We start from the raw sequence: 15855 nt of genomic DNA, 5'->3' as shown, positions 1-15855 counted from the left end.
TTATCGCTCGGTAGCTTTTCTTAAGGTGGGCTATGTATGGATCGTATTAGAGAAGCGCTCGCTTTAATTGAAAAAGAGAACAACGTGCACATCTTGTTTGCATGTGAAGCGGGAAGTCGCGCGTGGGGATATGATAGGGCAGAGAGCGATTATGATGTAAGGTTCATATATGTACATGAGATAGAATGGTATCTCACTCTTTTTCAAAAAAGTGATGTGATTGAAAAGGCGGCTGATGAAGTAGAGTTGCACGGTTGGGATATAAAGAAAGCGCTAGGTCTTTTAACGAAATCGAATCCAACATTATTGGAGTGGCTTCAATCGCCGATCATTTATCGAGAAAGTGATTCGTTTCACCGTGTACGCGAACTTGCGGGTGAGATGATTCAGCTAAAGCCGGTCATGTTTCATTACACGAAGATGGGGAAGAAAAACCTTACAAATTACCGTGAGTCAGGAAAACAAAAACACCTGCTATATGCGCTTAAGTCCGTCCTGTTTACGGAATGGATCTATGACCGTAAACGTATACCGGATAAAAAAGTTCAAGAGCTCTTACAATGGTCGACGATACCAGTTCGTTTAAAGGTTACTTGTGCGTATTTACTCAATCGAAAAGTGATTCAACATGATAATCTGGTTTCAGACTTTCTTGAACAACAGCTAAACGTTTATGAAGAGAAAGCAAAAGAACTACCGATGCATGAGACCAATAGAGAGAAAGTGGATCATCTGTATCGAGAACTCATCGAAAACGACTAAAAAGGTTTTACATCTGTTCAAAGCGAATTGGAAGTGTAATAAAGAGGCGTTCTGCCTCTTTTTCTATTGCTTATAGGTAGAATTGCAAACAGACATTCGCTACAATAGGCATAGAACATTGAGGTGAAAGCGATGAATAGAAAACAAACGTTAGAAACATTAATACATGATTTAAAGCAAGATGAAAACATCGCTCATTGGCATGAGATCGAACCGGAACCTGCCAAGATGAGAGAGATGCCTGAGTCACTTGATCATCGAATACAAAGTGCCCTTCGTGAGAGGGGAATCGAACAGCTTTATACTCACCAGTATGATGCTTACAATGAAGTTCAAAATGGAAATAGTATAGTAGCCGTTACGCCAACTGCATCTGGTAAGACGCTTTGTTATAACCTTCCCGTGCTCCAATCGATCGCTGAAGATGAAAATAGCCGTGCGCTATATTTGTTTCCAACGAAAGCTCTTGCGCAAGATCAGCGCAGTGAGCTTACGGAGATAATCGATGATATGGGAATCGATATTAAGAGCTATACGTACGATGGTGACACGTCCCCAAATATAAGGCAGGTTGTGAGAAAAGCGGGGCATATCGTGATCACGAACCCAGATATGCTGCATTCTGCAATTCTTCCTCACCACACGAAGTGGGTGTCTCTATTTGAGAACCTAAAGTACATTGTGATCGATGAGCTTCATACGTATAAAGGCGTTTTCGGAAGTCACGTCGCAAACGTGATCAGGCGCTTAAAACGTATTTGCAACTTCTATGGCAGTGACCCGATTTTCGTTTGCACGTCCGCGACGATTGCTAACCCAAAAGATCTTGCAGAACAATTGACAGAGAAACCGATGTCTCTTATAGAAAACAACGGTGCACCTCGCGGCAGAAAACACTTTGTTTTTTATAATCCGCCGATTGTGAACCAGCCACTCAATATAAGAAAGAGCGCTACCGTCGAAGTAAATCGTATCGCAAAAGACTTCTTGAAAAATAAGATTCAAACGATCGTCTTCGCAAAAAGTCGTGTCAGAGTTGAAATCATTTTAAGTCATCTACAGGAGCTTGTTAAAAAAGACATCGGACCTAAATCGATAAGAGGTTATCGAGGCGGTTATCTTCCTAAACAAAGGAGAGAGATCGAGCGTGGCCTTCGTAGCGGCGACATCATGGGAGTCGTAAGTACGAATGCACTAGAATTAGGTGTCGATATCGGACAGCTTCAAGTATGCGTGATGACAGGCTACCCAGGAAGTGTTGCGAGCACATGGCAGCAAGCGGGTAGAGCGGGAAGAAGACAAGAAGAGTCGTTGATCATCATGGTCGCTGGGTCAACGCCAATCGATCAGTACATCGTTCAGCACCCAGAGTACTTTTTTGAACGGCCGCCAGAATCTGCAAGGATCAATCCCGACAACTTAGTCATTCTTGTCGACCATGTGAAATGTGCAGCTTACGAACTTCCATTTAAACAAAACGACCGTTTTGGGTCGATGGAAATAGAAGATATACTTGAATACCTCGCTGAAGAGAACTTGCTGCATCATAAGGGAGATAAGTATTATTGGATGAATGACTCGTTCCCAGCTCACAACATCAGCCTCAGGTCTGCTTCACAAGAAAACGTCGTGATCATCGATCAGTCGAACGTAGCGGATCATATCGTCATCGGTGAAATGGATCGGTTCAGCGCTATGACGCTTCTTCATGATGAAGCCATCTATTTGCACCAGGGTATACAGTATCAAGTGGAAGAGTTGGACTGGGATGAGAAGAAAGCTTATGTGCGCCAAGTAGATGTGGAATATTTTACAGATGCGAACCTTGCAGTTAGCTTAAAAGTATTAGAAGAAGACAAACTTTCTGAGCACGATTCCACTACTGTTGGGTTCGGGGATGTTACAGTGAATGCGATGCCTACCATATTTAAGAAAATCAAGTTAAGTACGTTTGAGAATATCGGTTCAGGGCCAATACATTTGCCAGAGGAAGAGCTGCACACGACATCGACATGGGTTAGCTTAAAAGAAGATAAAGATCAGCTCGGTACAAAAACGATGGAACAGATCCTCTCAGGCATTTCGAACGTGATTAAACACGTTGTTCCAGTACTCGTGATGTGTGATCAAAACGATGTCCACGTTGTTCCTCAGATCAAGGCAACACACAACAATTTGCCAACAATCTTCCTGTACGATCGTTATCCTGGTGGAATCGGCCTCTCGGATGAACTATATAAGCGATTTGAGGAACTCGTCACTTCAGCTGAGAACCTTATTCGAAACTGTCCATGCGAGGACGGTTGTCCTGCATGTATCGGAACAGAACATGAGGCGAGCAATGCGAAAGAATTGAGTATGAGACTACTTAGAAGACTGATGGAGGAGCGATGATCCTCCATCACAAGAGGGGCGCGAGTAGGTTAGCGCCTCTTGCTTCTAAATTTGTAAGAGGTGAACGTTTATGTCACTTAAAGCAAAATTAAATAGAATGAAAAAGCATATCAACACCGATGAAAAGAAAGAAGAAGTGAAAGCGGTCGAACCTACACTCACTGTGCCTCACCTTGAGAAATGGACGAGCCTTGATTCTGAGCCGTTCTTTTTTGACGATGAGTATGCGATCGTGAGAAAGAAGACTTATCCGAAGGACCATCAGCATGGTCGTTATGTATTCAATGAGCTTGAACGTGTGATCCAGAGGTGGAACAATTTTCACAGAGCTCATCCACTTTCATCAAAAAACCTTAATCCAAGTGATCTTTTATTTTTCGATACTGAAACGACAGGCCTTGGTGGCGGAGTTGGAAATACGATTTTTCTTCTAGGGTACTGTCAGTATACGAATGAAGGAATTTCAATGAATCAATACTTTCTACCAGGTCCAGGTAGAGAAGTGCCGATGTATAAGGCCTTTCTCGATGATGTTCAACATTTGAAAAACCTTGTCACGTATAACGGGAAAGCATTCGATTGGCCGCAGGTGAAAACAAGGCATACACTTATCCGTGAACAAGTTCCGAAGCTTCCACAGTTCGGACACTTTGATCTTCTTCACGGAGCACGAAGATTTTGGAAGAACGAAATGGAATCCGTGAGGCTATCGAACGTGGAGCAGCAGAAACTCGACTTCATTCGTAAGGAAGATACACCTGGATATTTAGCTCCTATGCTTTACTTTGAGTTCGTAAAGGATCCTGATCCAGACTTAATTTCGAGCGTGATGAAACACAATGAGGAAGACATTCTCTCATTGATTACACTCTATATTCATATGTCCAACTTATTATTGGACAATAGAGGACATCATTTATCTGCAATGGAGCAGTTTCAATCTGCAAGATGGTGGGAAGCTGTAGGTGAAGACGATCATGCAGCATCACTTTATCAGCTTTCGATCGACGGGAAATATGATCGAGATGCTAAAAAAGCTCTTGCAAAAATTCATAAAAAGCAAGGCGATCTCGCAAAGTCACTTCCAATTTGGATCGAGTTATCGGAAGACACGAACGATGAAGAAAGTGACATCGAGCTTGCCAAATATTATGAGCATAAAGAGAAAGACTATGAACAGGCGCTTCATCATGCTTTATTAGGCTACCAAAAGTGGAAGAGTAAGAAACGAATACTAAAAGATAAAGCTGAGGCTGAACGAATACAGTACATGAAACGAATCGAACGATTAGAGCAGAAAGAAGCACGTAGACGGTAGGAGGTTATTATGCAGGACTTTTATGACGTATTAAAGAAAAAGGAACCATTTCACTCACTTAGCGACGCAGAAGTTGAGGAATTGATCGCATCAGCTCGCTTCTCCACCTACCATAAAGGGCAATTTCTGTACCATGAAGATGAGGATGCAGATGCGCTTTATTTATTAGTATCAGGTATTGCAAAGAACATCGTTCATAAGTCGAACGGCCAACAAGCCACGATGCGCTTCTATTATCCAGGAGACTTAATCGGGCTCATGATTATGCTGACAGATGAAACGATGACGTTCTCTGTACAAGCCAATGATGATTGTGAAGTCATCCGCATTAAGAAGGAAGTTATGCTGAAGATCATGACGGAGAATCCTACTTTCTCACACAATGTTCTCGACACGATCGGTGAGCGGATGAGAAGCCTGTATGATGAGATCAAGCAGGAGCGGGACCGTGAGACAGAAGGGGAAAACATTGCTCTCTACCGTACAAGAGTGAGCTCGATCATGGATTCGAAAGTGACGATCCCACCTACCTACAGCGTTCTAGAAACCGCTGAATTATTTAGAACGAAGAATTATGATGGCGTGATCGTGAGCGAAGATGGAGAAAGTGTAATGGGGACGGTTACGCCTCTCGAGTTATTTAACGCGTTCACACGTGGGGATTTTCAAGATCCCATTCATAAGTGGATGTATCAAAACCCCAACCTTGTTGAGGAAGATGCATTTAGTTATGAGGCTCTCGCATATTTAAAATTTCACAAAGTATCTCTTCTACCTGTTGTAAAGCGAGATAAGCTCGTTGGGATGGTATCTGCAAAATCGTTCCTAGGCATTCAAGAATCGGCGTATCTTGACCTATCCTATCGATTATCACGTGCGAAAGAACTCCAGGAAATCGTTGATCTTTCTCCGCCAAATCACAAGGAATTTCATTCATTCATCGAAGAGCTGCTCGAAGCAAACACACTGGGGTACGAAATCTGCGAGATGATGTCCAATTACAATGATGAGATCCATAGAAGAGTGATTCTTCTAGCTGAAAAAGAAATGATCAAGGAAGGGTATGGACGACCTCCCGTCAATTACTGCTTTATCGTCATGGGAAGCGAAGGGAGAAAAGAACAGGCGTTCAGCACTGATCAAGATAATGGCATGATCATTGACGATTATGAGCACCTTGCTCATAGAAAAGAAATTGACTCTTACTTTAGCAAGTTATCTGCAAAGATCAATAGAAAATTAACAGAATGTGGATTACCAGAGTGTTCTGGCGGGATAATGGCACAAAATGAGAAATGGAGAAGATCGCTGACGAATTGGAAAAAAGAGGTAAATAGATGGATCACCGAAACTGATGCAGAAGAAATTCGTAACTTTACAATCTTTATGGACTTCAGACCGGTATATGGTGATTTTGATTTATCAAGAAGTTTACGGCATGCGATAACGAGCAAGATCAAACGTGCCCAAACTCTTCAAATGCTTCTGATGAAAGATACGATTCGGTTCCGTGTACCGTTGAATCCGATTGGGAAGCTTCAGCTTCGTGGAAAGGAAAAGACGCTCGATCTGAAAAAATCAGCGATTATGCAGATCGTAAACGGAATTCGAATCTTTGCCATGAAGTATGGTGTTGAAGAAGTGAATACCATCAAACGATTACACGCATTGAAGAAAAAGGAAATCTTTCACCATCGGGATGTAATCAACATCGAAACAGCACTTCATTATCTCTATAGTTTCAGGATCAGGCAAAACCTCCACCAGTTAAGTAGAGGCATCGAGATCACAAACAGCGTAAAGCCCATGGAATGGGATAAGGAAGAAAGAAGGAAAATGAGGGAAGCGCTCCTAGTTGCAAAGCGTATGCAGCAAGTAAGTGAACTGAGCTTCCGTAGGAATCGGAGTATTTAGTTATGCCTTCAATAGGATACAAGTTAATAAAATATTTATTGTTCAACCGACGAAAATGGAAAAAGAAGATGCGAAAGGAAATCGACTCGCCCGTCTATAAACGGCTTGAAGAAAAGCTGCCTGAATATCAGCAGGAGAGCGTGAGGTATTTTACAGTATTCGACTTAGAGACAACGGGGTTCTATCCTGCGATCGGTGATGAAGTTATTTCCATTGGAGCTGTAAAAATTGATCTTGTAGAAGGTCGGATATTAGAGGAATCGTTTTATCGAATCGTCCGACCGTTTAATAAAGTGCCGAGGTTCGTTAGACAACTAACAGGGTTATCCATCGGAGAGATAAGAGCTGGTTGGTCATTTTTAGAAGCTCTTGAAGAATTCATTTCCTTTAGTGAAGGCACAACGCTCATCGCGCACCCCGTAAAGTTCGATGTGTATGTTCTGCAAGCGCTCGTTCAAAAGTGGAATTTACCAGATTATTTACCACCTTATTTAGACTCTGAAGCACTAGCGAAGGAAGTATTTCCATCAGGAAATCCTCAGCTTGATTCGTTGATCCGCAAGTTAAATATCGAACGGCATGAACGACATCATGCGTTGAACGATGCAAAGATGACTGCGGAGTTGTGTTTGAAGCTATTCTCAAAGCTTCATGTCGAGAAAACACTAGATGAGGAAATAAAGGCTCGAATACAGCGAGAAAATCTGGTATTTGGCAGGAAATAACCATTCTTACTAATCATTTCCCGGGTAAGCGCATAATATTGTGCAATTCGACGAAATCTAAGTAAAAACTTGTCATTTCTGCGTTTACATTTGTCGTAACTTGTTGTAACTTTGAATAGGAAAAAACATTTTGTTTAGCATTAACGTAATGGAGAGATGGAAAGTGAAACAGGTCATAATGGTTTTGTTTTTTGTAGTGATTGCATTAACGGTAGTAGTTATGAGTGAAATCAGCGAGTCTGCTCAATTATACGATGATTCTGAAATCGTCCAACAAAAATAGGCGGTTTCCGAGCGTTTCAAACGGCAAATAAGGACAAACACACAGTACATGTACGCATGTGGTTACATAAATTAGTAGGGAAATCTATATTCTAGAAGGGGGAACCTACTAAATGTTTAGACGTAATGATCACATGGGTCCAAACGGTAACATGCCTAATCAGGTAAGTCCTAGTATGCATGGTCCGAACGCAAACATGCCAAACCAGGTCATGCCTGCTATGCAAGGTCCGAATGCAAATATGCCGAATCAAGTGAGCCCGGCGATGCAGGGGCCAAATGCAAATATGCCACATCAAGTTAGTCCCGCTATGAAAGGTGGAAATGGGCAAGTAAGTCCAGCCAATCAAGGTCCTTGTCCAACAGGTCCATTTGTCTATCCGACAAAGCAATGTGTAAAGAACTACTGCTACAAGCATCAAGTAGAACACATTCATCCTACACACATTAAGAACGTTCATCATCATATGTATGAGCACAACCATGTGTACCCACTAACTCAGTCTGACGAAGTATTGGCTTCGCATACGAACAATTATCCACCACCAAGACCTACAGGTGCTATGCCAGCTGGAATGGGGCAAGACCCATCACAAGTGGCTGGAGCAATGCAAGGTCCAGGCGGCCCGGCTCAAAAGAGAAGAAGATAATTACAACAAAACGAACTGGATCCCAGTTCGTTTTTTAATAGGAGTGGAAACGATGGCTAACGTATTGCTCGTTACAGGGTATAAAGCTCACGAGATAGGCATTTTTAATGACGATCATCCCGGATTACATATCATCAAGGAAGCTTTACGGATCAGGATCTCTCAGCTGATCGAAGACATGGAGTTTGAATGGATACTCATCAGTGGCCAGACTGGCGTCGAGCTATGGGCGGGGGAAGTAGCGCTCGATTTACGAGAAGAATATCCAGACCTTAAATTAGCTGTATTAACTCCGTTTCTTGATCAGGAAACGAAATGGAAAGAATCAACTCAGGAGTATTATCAAATGATAATGTCAGAGGCTGATTTCGTTGAGTCGATCACGAATCGACCTTATGAAAATCCTGGCCAACTGAAGGCAAAGAACGAATTTTTGGTTAAAAAAAGCGATGCTATGCTCATTCTTTATGATGAAGATACGCCAGGATCACCGGATTTTTATTTAAAAGAAGCGGACAACAGAAAGAAACAGCAAAGTGAATACGAAGTTTATACGATAACCCCTATCGATCTTGATTTGCTGCAGCAGGACTTGCAGGAGAGCGACCCAGATTTTTACAGTCAGTAAACATTCCAATTGACAAGTTGAAAGACTTTTGGAAGAATAAAATAAAGACAAAAAACAGTGTACATACTGAGGTGATATTATGGCAGAACAGCAATCGTTACAATTAACAGCTAAAGATATTCTTGAAAAAGACTTTAAGAGTGGTTTTCGTGGGTATGACCAAGATGATGTAGACAAGTTTTTAGATGTTGTGATCAAAGACTACGAGAATTTCGAGAATGAAATCGATCATCTTCGCCAAGAAAACACGCGTTTAAGAAGAGAAATGGACCGCATGTCTGAGCAACAAAAACGCCAACAAACGCGTTCTCAAACTCAACCAGGCAATACTAACTATGATATTTTGAAACGTTTATCTAACTTGGAGAAGCACGTATTTGGAAGCAAACTATACGAATAAACCGCCAAAACAGGTGGTTTTTTTTCTTAGAAGTAGATAAATTTCAATTACCGTACTTTACGTATAAAAACTTTAGTCCAAAACAAGATAGTAAGGTATTCTTGCAAAATCCATCGAATTAAGCTATAATGAAGTTTGTTGTCCTAATAAAGATAACGTTCGGGTAATCGCTGCATAGGAGTCTTATCTCTTATGTAGAGGAAAGTCCATGCTCGCACGATCTGAGATGATCGTAGTGTTCGTGCCTGATGAAACAATAAGTCAGGGTAGTCCATTCGGGCTAACGGCGGGGAAAAGGCCTAAGTCTTTCGAGATACGGCCTGAATACTCTGAAAGTGCCACAGTGACGAAGTCTTAATGGAAACATTAAGAGTGGAACGAGGTAAACCCCACGAGCGAGAAACCCAAATTATGGTAGGGGAGCTTTCTTGAAGGAATTTAACGGATAGAAAGCCAGACGGAGGACGCGTCTGGAGATAGATGATTACCACCTGAGTGCGAGGGGAGACCCGTTTGCAGTACAATGGAACAGAACATGGCTTACAGAACGTTATCTACTTTGAAAAGCCCCGCAAAGGGCTTTTTTGCATGTTTAGAGGAATTCCTGTATGATTAAGTCGAAAAAATGTACGGGGTACATCTTAGAAAGATGCAGTCATACGATCGGAGTTGAATAGAATGGCAAAATATGAACTGATTGCAACGGCTACAATGGGTCTTGAATCTCTTGTAGGTCGAGAAGTAAAAGATTTAGGTTTTGAAAACGTACGTGTCGATAATGGAAAAGTTACATATGAAAGCGATGAGCTCGGTATTTGCAGATCAAACTATTGGCTAAGAACAGCCGATCGCGTCAAGTTGAAGGTCGGGGAATTTAAAGTAACAACCTTTGATGAACTATTTGAGGCAACAAAAGCTTTACCATGGGGCGATCTCTTGCCAGAAAATGCGGAGTTCCCTGTTTCGGGTAAATCGGTTAAATCAACGTTATATAGTGTGCCGGATTGCCAGGCTATCGTAAAAAAAGCGATCGTAGAGAGTATGAAAGAGAAATACAACGTTTCATGGTTTGATGAAGACGGTCCGCTCTTTAAGATAGAGGTTGCTATTCATAAAGATACTGCAACCCTTACAATCGATACGAGTGGTAAAGGTTTACATCGAAGGGGATACCGTTATCATCACAGTGCAGCTCCGTTGAAAGAGACGATGGCAGCAGCGATGATCATGCTCACAAACTGGAATGCTGACAAGCCCTTCATGGATCCTTTTTGTGGATCAGGTACGCTTCCAATCGAAGCGGCGATGATCGGGCAGAATATCGCCCCAGGCTTTAACAGAGAGTTTGCTTCAGAAGATTGGGCGTGGATCGGGAAAAAGCGATGGGAAGAAGCGATGATTGAAACAGAAGACCTTGCTAAATATGATCAGCCGCTTCATATCTTTGGAAGTGACCTTGATCCGAAGATGGTCGAACTCTCAAAGAACAATGCATTAGAAGCTGGTTTCGGTGATATGCTTCAGTTCAAGCAGATGCAGGTTTCTGACGTGAGTTCTAAGATGGAATACGGTTGTTTGATCGGTAACCCTCCATACGGTGAGAGACTTGGAGATCGAGAAGAAGTCGAACAAATGTACAAAGACATGGGACGAGCGTTCCGCGATCGTCTCGACACGTGGTCGATCTATATCTTAACATCTCATCCAAAATTTGAAGAGTTATACGGCAAGAAGTCTACAAAGAACCGTAAGCTTTATAACGGTGATATTAAAACCCACTATTATCAGTTCTTTGGACCTAGACCGCCTAAGAAGTAATGAAGAAACCCCCAGCATGTGCTGGGGGTTTTGTTTATACTTTTTCTACGATATACGCTCGTTTATCTCGGAAATACTTTTCCCCGTCATCAGAGGAATGTTCAAAAAAACCTTCCAATTCATTCACTACTTTATATTCCCTCTCAGGATCTGAAAAAAGTTGGGAAGCATTACTTGCTAGTAGTACAACGTCCGTCGTCGATACGAAGCTATCAAGTTCTTTTGCGGTATAATGTTCTCCAGGTTTAAGTGTGTTGATTCGGTGTTGTCTCATGATTAACTCCTCCTATCTAATTGCGTTATAGTATCCTCTACCCGGGAACAACCTGCATGTAAACAACCGAATACGTATAAATTTAGTATTGAGAATTATTTGGGGAGGGAAGGTATGAAGAAAACTGGGTTTTATCTTTTTGTTTTTATTGTGCTAGGGTTGTTCTTGGTGAATCCTCAGTCTGAAGATTATGTGCAGTGGGCGGCTGATGAATTGAAAAAGGATCAAAATAAATTAGTGGAGATCGGGGTAGATCTTGCGGTAGTTCCGTATCTTACTGCAAACACTGCTCGGACAGATTGGTTCGTTTTCTCGATTTACAAAACGAAACATATAGATGGTACTGTCATTACAACGGTGGGCGTGGTGAATAACTTTATCGTTATTTCTAAAAAATGATTGATGGACGTGTACGTTATTTTCATGTATCGTTTTTAGTGGACTCAATAGAAAGGGGGATATGGAAATGGAGTTAAGCATTTTTAGTTTTCTAGTTCCGATTATTGTTGCTGTGTATCTTGCTATCGATGCACCTAAACATGGCAAAAACCCATGGCTTTGGGGGATATTAGGATTTTTATTTACACTTCTACCATTAGGGATCTACTTGATTAAGACGGATCGTAAAGTAGCGGGTTGGATTTTCGTTGTACTATCGATTCTTTCGATCATCGGTACAATCGCACTTATAGGCATGGTGATCGCTATTTTCTCTAGCGGAAGCGCAGGTATGTAATCTAGCTGTTTTGAACTTCTTAAAATAGGGAAAAAGAACCTCATTGGATATATGGAGGAATGGATATGAAGTATTGTATACAATGTTGTTCTTTGTTGAAGCGGTCAGAAAAGGAGTGCCCCGAGTGCTTGAACGACCGGTTTACTACTCTCGAAATTACATTACAGCATTAAAAAAAGACATAGGATTTATCCTATGTCTTTTTTCGTATTCTTAGTTAATCGTATACCAGGTTATGGTAGGATAGTTACATAGAGGGATTAAGTTGTTCTCAGTTCTTTCTCAGAGAAATATTCGGGCTTTTTAGCACCTTGTGCATGTAATTCCTTAAAGCAGCATTGATACTCATGCAATGACATGTTGCCATTTAAGTAATTCACCTGAGCGAAATCGAGCAGCTCGTCCGCAGTAGATGGCTCTTTACCTTTAACTTGTTCGAATGTTTTGATCAGACTATTGATAGACAATCTAGACCCCTCCTTGAACTAGTTTTCCTTACAAAAAGGATAACATGAGATTTTTAAAATCCATTGTTTTTGAATTTTTTAACTTCCGACAAAACGTTACATGTTTTAACGAGGGTTGTCGAATGCGTCATGCCGTTACATAACAAACACTTATACGAAAGGGAGCGAGAAATATGCAAGTCGATTTGAATAAAATTGAACAAGATTTTTTGAACTATACGAAGAAGATGACAGGCTTTAATGAAGCGATCGGGCTGATGTACTGGGATTTAAGAACGGGTGCGCCGAAAAAAGGAGCTGAGCAACGTTCTGAGGTCATCGGTATGATGTCATCTGAGGTGTTTAATATGTCCGTCTCGGACGAAATGAAAAACTATCTCTCTAACCTATCAAATGCAAAAGACCAATTAGATGAGAAGACAGTTAAGGCTGTCGAAGAATGTCAAAAAGAATATGACCGAAACATTAAAATTCCTGCAGAGGAATATTCAGAGTACGTTATTTTAAGTTCGAAAGCTGAAAGCGTGTGGGAAGAAGCGAAGGAAAAGAATGACTTTGAATTATTCCGACCATATCTTGAGAAGTTGGTAGCTTTTAATCAAAAGTTCGTGGAGTATTGGGGCTATGAAGACAATAAGTATAATACGCTGCTAGATTTATACGAACCTGGGGTTACGGTGGATATGATCGACCGCGTGTTTGGACAACTGCGTGACCATATCGTTCCACTCGTTAAAAAGGTAGTTGAATCGAGTGACAAACCTCATACTGATTTCTTATTCGAACATTTTCCTAAAGAGAAGCAGCAAGATTTCAGTTTAGAAATACTTAAGAAGATGGGGTATGACTTTGATGCCGGACGACTTGACACGACTGTACATCCTTTTGCTACTGGCTTAAATCCTGGGGATGTTCGTGTTACAACGAAGTATGATGAAGGTGATTTCCGCACAGCTGTATTTGGAACCATCCATGAAGGTGGGCATGCGCTGTACGAACAAAATATCTCTACAGATTTAATTGGGACACCACTATGTTCGGGCACTTCTATGGGAATCCATGAGTCTCAATCTTTATTCTGGGAAAACTTCGTCGGTCGTAATAAATCATTCTGGAAAAATAATTATGAGACGTTAAAAGCGTATTCTTCAGGACAGTTCGACGGCGTGAGTTTAGACGATTACTACCGTGCGATCAACGTTGCAGGACCATCTCTCATTAGAATTGAAGCAGATGAAATGACGTATGCCCTTCATATCATGGTTCGATATGAAATTGAAAAAGGGTTGATCAACGGGGAGATCGAAGTAAAGGACCTTCCGTCTATTTGGAATGAAAAGATGGAAGAATACCTAGGAATCACTCCTGACAATGATGCGAATGGTGTCCTGCAAGATGTTCACTGGTCAGGCGGTGCGTTTGGGTACTTCCCTTCCTATGCACTAGGTTATATCTACGCAGCACAAATAAAGCATGCGATCTTGAAAGACCTTCCTAATTTTGATGAACTCTTAGAATCAGGCGATCTTCTTCCGATAAAAGAGTGGCTCACTGAGCATATTCATCAATACGGAAAGATGAAAAAGCCTGTTGAAATCATTAAAGATATTACTGGTGAAGGACTAAACGCTGCTTATTTAATCGAGTACCTAGAAAATAAGTACAGTGAAGTCTATCACATAAATGCTTAATTGAAGCTTTTAGCTATCACAAGAGTCGTCCAATAAAACACCAAATACATCTCTGCCTGCACAGAGATGTATTTGTGTTTCCATCGTGCATGAACGCCTGTGACTAGCTACCTCTCACAGTTCATCTTGGTGTAACTACTCTTAAAGAAGGGTACATCCATTAGTGTTGAAAATGTAAGCAGATTAGAGGAGGGACGTTTTATGGAGAAGATCCGTTGGGGTATCATCGGATGCGGTGATGTGACAGAAAAGAAAAGTGGGCCAGCTTTTCAAAAGATTGAACATAGTTCACTTGAAGCCGTGATGAGAAGAAATGGAGAAAAAGCAAGAGATTATGCAGAACGGCATGGCGTCCCTAAGTGGTATGATGATGCAGAAGATCTGATACATGACGAAGATGTGGATGCTGTCTATATAGCCACTCCACCTTCTACACATAAACATTATACCTTGATGGTTGCTGAAGCTGGAAAGCCTGTATACGTGGAAAAACCGATGGCGAGTCGTTCGGAAGACTGCCTAGAAATGGTCCGTGCATGTGAAAAACACGAAGTACCATTGTTTGTTGCCTATTACAGAAGGTCGCTACCTAGATTTTTGAAAGTGAAAGAACTAATCGAACAAGGCGCAATTGGAGAAGTGCGATTCGTCTCGGTGCAGCAGATGCAACAACTCGTTAAAAGAGATGAAGAAGGGAATTGGCCGTGGAGAGTGAAGCCTGAAACGAGTGGTGCTGGATTGTTTTATGATGTTGGTTCCCATACATTAGACTTGTTGGATTATTTACTTGGTCCTATTTCAGATATCAAAGGTTCAGCTTATAACCTTGCTGGTTCCTATCCAGCAGAAGATACTGTGAATGGTGCCTGGAGGTTTGAGAGTGGTGCTGTTGGGACTGGCGTTTGGAATTTCTCTTCTTATAAAAACGAAGATGATAACCGTATTGTTGGGACACGTGGAGAAATACAATTTTCTACGTTTGATGATAAACCCATTCTGTTAAAAACGGATTCAGTTGAAGAATCTTTTCGTATTGAGCATCCTCATCATATTCAACAGCCACATATTCAATCGATCGTCGATGAATTACTCGGGAATGGGAAATGTCCAAGCACTGGGAACACAGCTTTAAGGACAAACAAAGCAATGGATATGCTTGTGGAAGAGTATTATCTGGGCATCGAAAAATAAAGGTCAAGGATACATTGAAAGAGCTTGGATCAGCAGCGTGCTTTCCCAAGCTCTTTTTTAATTTTCTAATGCCATAACCGTCAGTCAATCGGCCGACATCACATTCGTATGATGTTCTTTTACCCCTGCAAACCCTCTTATAATAATATCTGAAAATAACTTCGACCTCTCTTTCAAATCGTCAACCGAGTAAAGGCCAGAGAAATATTGGATGACTAAGCCGTCGATCATAGCAACGAAAGCACTGACCCCTTCTCTGTAATGAAGTGCCCAATACTCTTTTTGAGGATCTAGTTCTATGAATTTGTCTCTTAAGTAGAGGAGCATTTCATCAAAAGCACGTTTAAATTCTTTAGGTTCTTTGTTTTGTGCTTGTTTACTCATCTCAGCTTGTATCTTATCGAAGTTATCCTTGTTGTAGTCCATAGAACCATAAATGAAGTTTTCAATGAATTCTGGGACGGTTTCACCTTCACAGCAATCGATAGCATTTTCATAATCAAGCATTAGTCTAGATAAGTTTTCATTCATAAGATCGACTCCTTTTAAAAATGTAAACTCCTAATTCCCCGATAATAAAAAATAAAACCGTTGAAATATATTGA

Annotated in this window: 16 protein-coding genes and 1 other RNA gene; 14 read left to right on the top strand and 3 right to left on the bottom strand. The window is 41.3% G+C overall.

The features are described from left to right. Positions 1 to 36: 36 nt before the first annotated feature. The 10 genes from PFZ69_RS16850 to PFZ69_RS16805 all read left to right on the top strand — a co-directional run bounded on the left by PFZ69_RS16850 (position 37) and on the right by PFZ69_RS16805 (position 10891). A complete protein-coding gene (locus PFZ69_RS16850) occupies positions 37 to 762 on the top strand; it encodes a nucleotidyltransferase domain-containing protein (protein WP_270182264.1) in 726 nt (241 codons plus the stop codon). Positions 763 to 894: 132 nt separating this feature from the next. Beyond that, entirely contained in the window at positions 895 to 3156 is a 2262-nt protein-coding gene (locus PFZ69_RS16845; protein ID WP_270182263.1) for a DEAD/DEAH box helicase, read from the top strand. A gap of 70 nt (positions 3157 to 3226) precedes the next feature. After that, positions 3227 to 4474, top strand: a complete 1248-nt coding sequence (locus tag PFZ69_RS16840) for a ribonuclease H-like domain-containing protein (protein ID WP_270182262.1) — start codon at positions 3227 to 3229, stop codon at positions 4472 to 4474. 9 nt (positions 4475 to 4483) lie between these two features. Next, positions 4484 to 6388, top strand: coding sequence for a DUF294 nucleotidyltransferase-like domain-containing protein (locus PFZ69_RS16835; protein ID WP_270182261.1), 1905 nt, complete (start codon positions 4484 to 4486; stop codon positions 6386 to 6388). A 2-nt stretch (positions 6389 to 6390) separates the two neighbouring features. Further along, a complete protein-coding gene (locus PFZ69_RS16830; protein WP_270182260.1) occupies positions 6391 to 7113 on the top strand; it encodes a 3'-5' exonuclease in 723 nt (240 codons plus the stop codon). 395 nt (positions 7114 to 7508) lie between these two features. After that, the gene (locus PFZ69_RS16825) at positions 7509 to 8045 is read left to right on the top strand and encodes a CotD family spore coat protein (protein WP_270182259.1); all 537 of its coding nucleotides are present in this window, start codon (positions 7509 to 7511) and stop codon (positions 8043 to 8045) included. 52 nt (positions 8046 to 8097) lie between these two features. Further along, complete coding sequence (locus tag PFZ69_RS16820) at positions 8098 to 8673, top strand: DUF1273 domain-containing protein (RefSeq protein ID WP_270182258.1); 576 nt, start codon at positions 8098 to 8100, stop codon at positions 8671 to 8673. A gap of 76 nt (positions 8674 to 8749) precedes the next feature. Then, the gene (gene gpsB, locus PFZ69_RS16815) at positions 8750 to 9073 is read left to right on the top strand and encodes a cell division regulator GpsB (protein WP_270182372.1); all 324 of its coding nucleotides are present in this window, start codon (positions 8750 to 8752) and stop codon (positions 9071 to 9073) included. A gap of 155 nt (positions 9074 to 9228) precedes the next feature. Continuing rightward, positions 9229 to 9621, top strand: an RNA gene (gene rnpB, locus PFZ69_RS16810) — RNase P RNA component class B. Positions 9622 to 9751: 130 nt separating this feature from the next. Continuing rightward, positions 9752 to 10891 (top strand): THUMP domain-containing class I SAM-dependent RNA methyltransferase, encoded by a 1140-nt coding sequence (locus PFZ69_RS16805; protein ID WP_270182257.1) that lies wholly within the window; start codon positions 9752 to 9754, stop codon positions 10889 to 10891. Between the two features lie 34 nt (positions 10892 to 10925). Here the strand turns inward: PFZ69_RS16805 and PFZ69_RS16800 are convergent, their stop codons facing one another. Further along, the gene (locus tag PFZ69_RS16800; RefSeq protein ID WP_224882825.1) at positions 10926 to 11165 is read right to left on the bottom strand and encodes a hypothetical protein; all 240 of its coding nucleotides are present in this window, start codon (positions 11163 to 11165) and stop codon (positions 10926 to 10928) included. A 114-nt stretch (positions 11166 to 11279) separates the two neighbouring features. On the opposite strand from PFZ69_RS16800, the gene PFZ69_RS16795 reads away from it, so the two are divergent. Beyond that, positions 11280 to 11564, top strand: coding sequence for a hypothetical protein (locus tag PFZ69_RS16795; RefSeq protein ID WP_270182256.1), 285 nt, complete (start codon positions 11280 to 11282; stop codon positions 11562 to 11564). Positions 11565 to 11631: 67 nt separating this feature from the next. Beyond that, a complete protein-coding gene (locus PFZ69_RS16790; protein ID WP_270182255.1) occupies positions 11632 to 11901 on the top strand; it encodes a hypothetical protein in 270 nt (89 codons plus the stop codon). Between the two features lie 260 nt (positions 11902 to 12161). Here PFZ69_RS16790 and yppF read toward each other — a convergent pair whose 3' ends face one another. Beyond that, positions 12162 to 12368 (bottom strand): YppF family protein, encoded by a 207-nt coding sequence (gene yppF / locus PFZ69_RS16785; RefSeq protein ID WP_270182254.1) that lies wholly within the window; start codon positions 12366 to 12368, stop codon positions 12162 to 12164. A 173-nt stretch (positions 12369 to 12541) separates the two neighbouring features. Between yppF and PFZ69_RS16780 the strand changes: the two genes are divergently transcribed. Both PFZ69_RS16780 and PFZ69_RS16775 read left to right on the top strand, forming a co-directional pair. Next, positions 12542 to 14059: a carboxypeptidase M32 gene (locus tag PFZ69_RS16780; protein WP_270182253.1), complete on the top strand. Its 1518-nt coding sequence runs from the start codon at positions 12542 to 12544 to the stop codon at positions 14057 to 14059. Positions 14060 to 14260: 201 nt separating this feature from the next. Beyond that, positions 14261 to 15250 carry a Gfo/Idh/MocA family protein gene (locus PFZ69_RS16775; protein ID WP_270182252.1) on the top strand — a complete coding sequence of 330 codons (990 nt, stop codon included), beginning with the start codon at positions 14261 to 14263 and terminating at the stop codon, positions 15248 to 15250. An 84-nt stretch (positions 15251 to 15334) separates the two neighbouring features. Here the strand turns inward: PFZ69_RS16775 and PFZ69_RS16770 are convergent, their stop codons facing one another. Then, complete coding sequence (locus PFZ69_RS16770; protein ID WP_270182251.1) at positions 15335 to 15781, bottom strand: hypothetical protein; 447 nt, start codon at positions 15779 to 15781, stop codon at positions 15335 to 15337. Between the last annotated feature and the right edge of the window lie 74 nt (positions 15782 to 15855).

This window comes from Alkalihalobacillus sp. CinArs1 (assembly GCF_947387515.1).
GTDB lineage: Bacteria > Bacillota > Bacilli > Bacillales > Guptibacillaceae > Guptibacillus.
The sequence above is the reverse complement of the archived record's forward strand: the minus strand, read 5'-3'. Positions and strand labels throughout refer to the sequence as shown.

What these genes read in the sequence shown, in the direction of transcription:
- PFZ69_RS16825 (WP_270182259.1), top strand. Translation starts at nt 7,509, where the DNA reads ATGTTTAGACGTAATGATCACATGGGTCCAAACGGTAACATGCCTAAT.
- PFZ69_RS16830 (WP_270182260.1), top strand. Translation starts at nt 6,391, where the DNA reads ATGCCTTCAATAGGATACAAGTTAATAAAATATTTATTGTTCAACCGA.
- PFZ69_RS16780 (WP_270182253.1), top strand. Translation starts at nt 12,542, where the DNA reads ATGCAAGTCGATTTGAATAAAATTGAACAAGATTTTTTGAACTATACG.
- PFZ69_RS16850 (WP_270182264.1), top strand. Translation starts at nt 37, where the DNA reads ATGGATCGTATTAGAGAAGCGCTCGCTTTAATTGAAAAAGAGAACAAC.
- PFZ69_RS16775 (WP_270182252.1), top strand. Translation starts at nt 14,261, where the DNA reads ATGGAGAAGATCCGTTGGGGTATCATCGGATGCGGTGATGTGACAGAA.
- PFZ69_RS16820 (WP_270182258.1), top strand. Translation starts at nt 8,098, where the DNA reads ATGGCTAACGTATTGCTCGTTACAGGGTATAAAGCTCACGAGATAGGC.
- PFZ69_RS16840 (WP_270182262.1), top strand. Translation starts at nt 3,227, where the DNA reads ATGTCACTTAAAGCAAAATTAAATAGAATGAAAAAGCATATCAACACC.
- PFZ69_RS16800 (WP_224882825.1), bottom strand. Translation starts at nt 11,165, where the DNA reads ATGAGACAACACCGAATCAACACACTTAAACCTGGAGAACATTATACC.
- PFZ69_RS16795 (WP_270182256.1), top strand. Translation starts at nt 11,280, where the DNA reads ATGAAGAAAACTGGGTTTTATCTTTTTGTTTTTATTGTGCTAGGGTTG.
- PFZ69_RS16790 (WP_270182255.1), top strand. Translation starts at nt 11,632, where the DNA reads ATGGAGTTAAGCATTTTTAGTTTTCTAGTTCCGATTATTGTTGCTGTG.
- PFZ69_RS16845 (WP_270182263.1), top strand. Translation starts at nt 895, where the DNA reads ATGAATAGAAAACAAACGTTAGAAACATTAATACATGATTTAAAGCAA.
- PFZ69_RS16835 (WP_270182261.1), top strand. Translation starts at nt 4,484, where the DNA reads ATGCAGGACTTTTATGACGTATTAAAGAAAAAGGAACCATTTCACTCA.
- PFZ69_RS16770 (WP_270182251.1), bottom strand. Translation starts at nt 15,781, where the DNA reads ATGAATGAAAACTTATCTAGACTAATGCTTGATTATGAAAATGCTATC.
- PFZ69_RS16805 (WP_270182257.1), top strand. Translation starts at nt 9,752, where the DNA reads ATGGCAAAATATGAACTGATTGCAACGGCTACAATGGGTCTTGAATCT.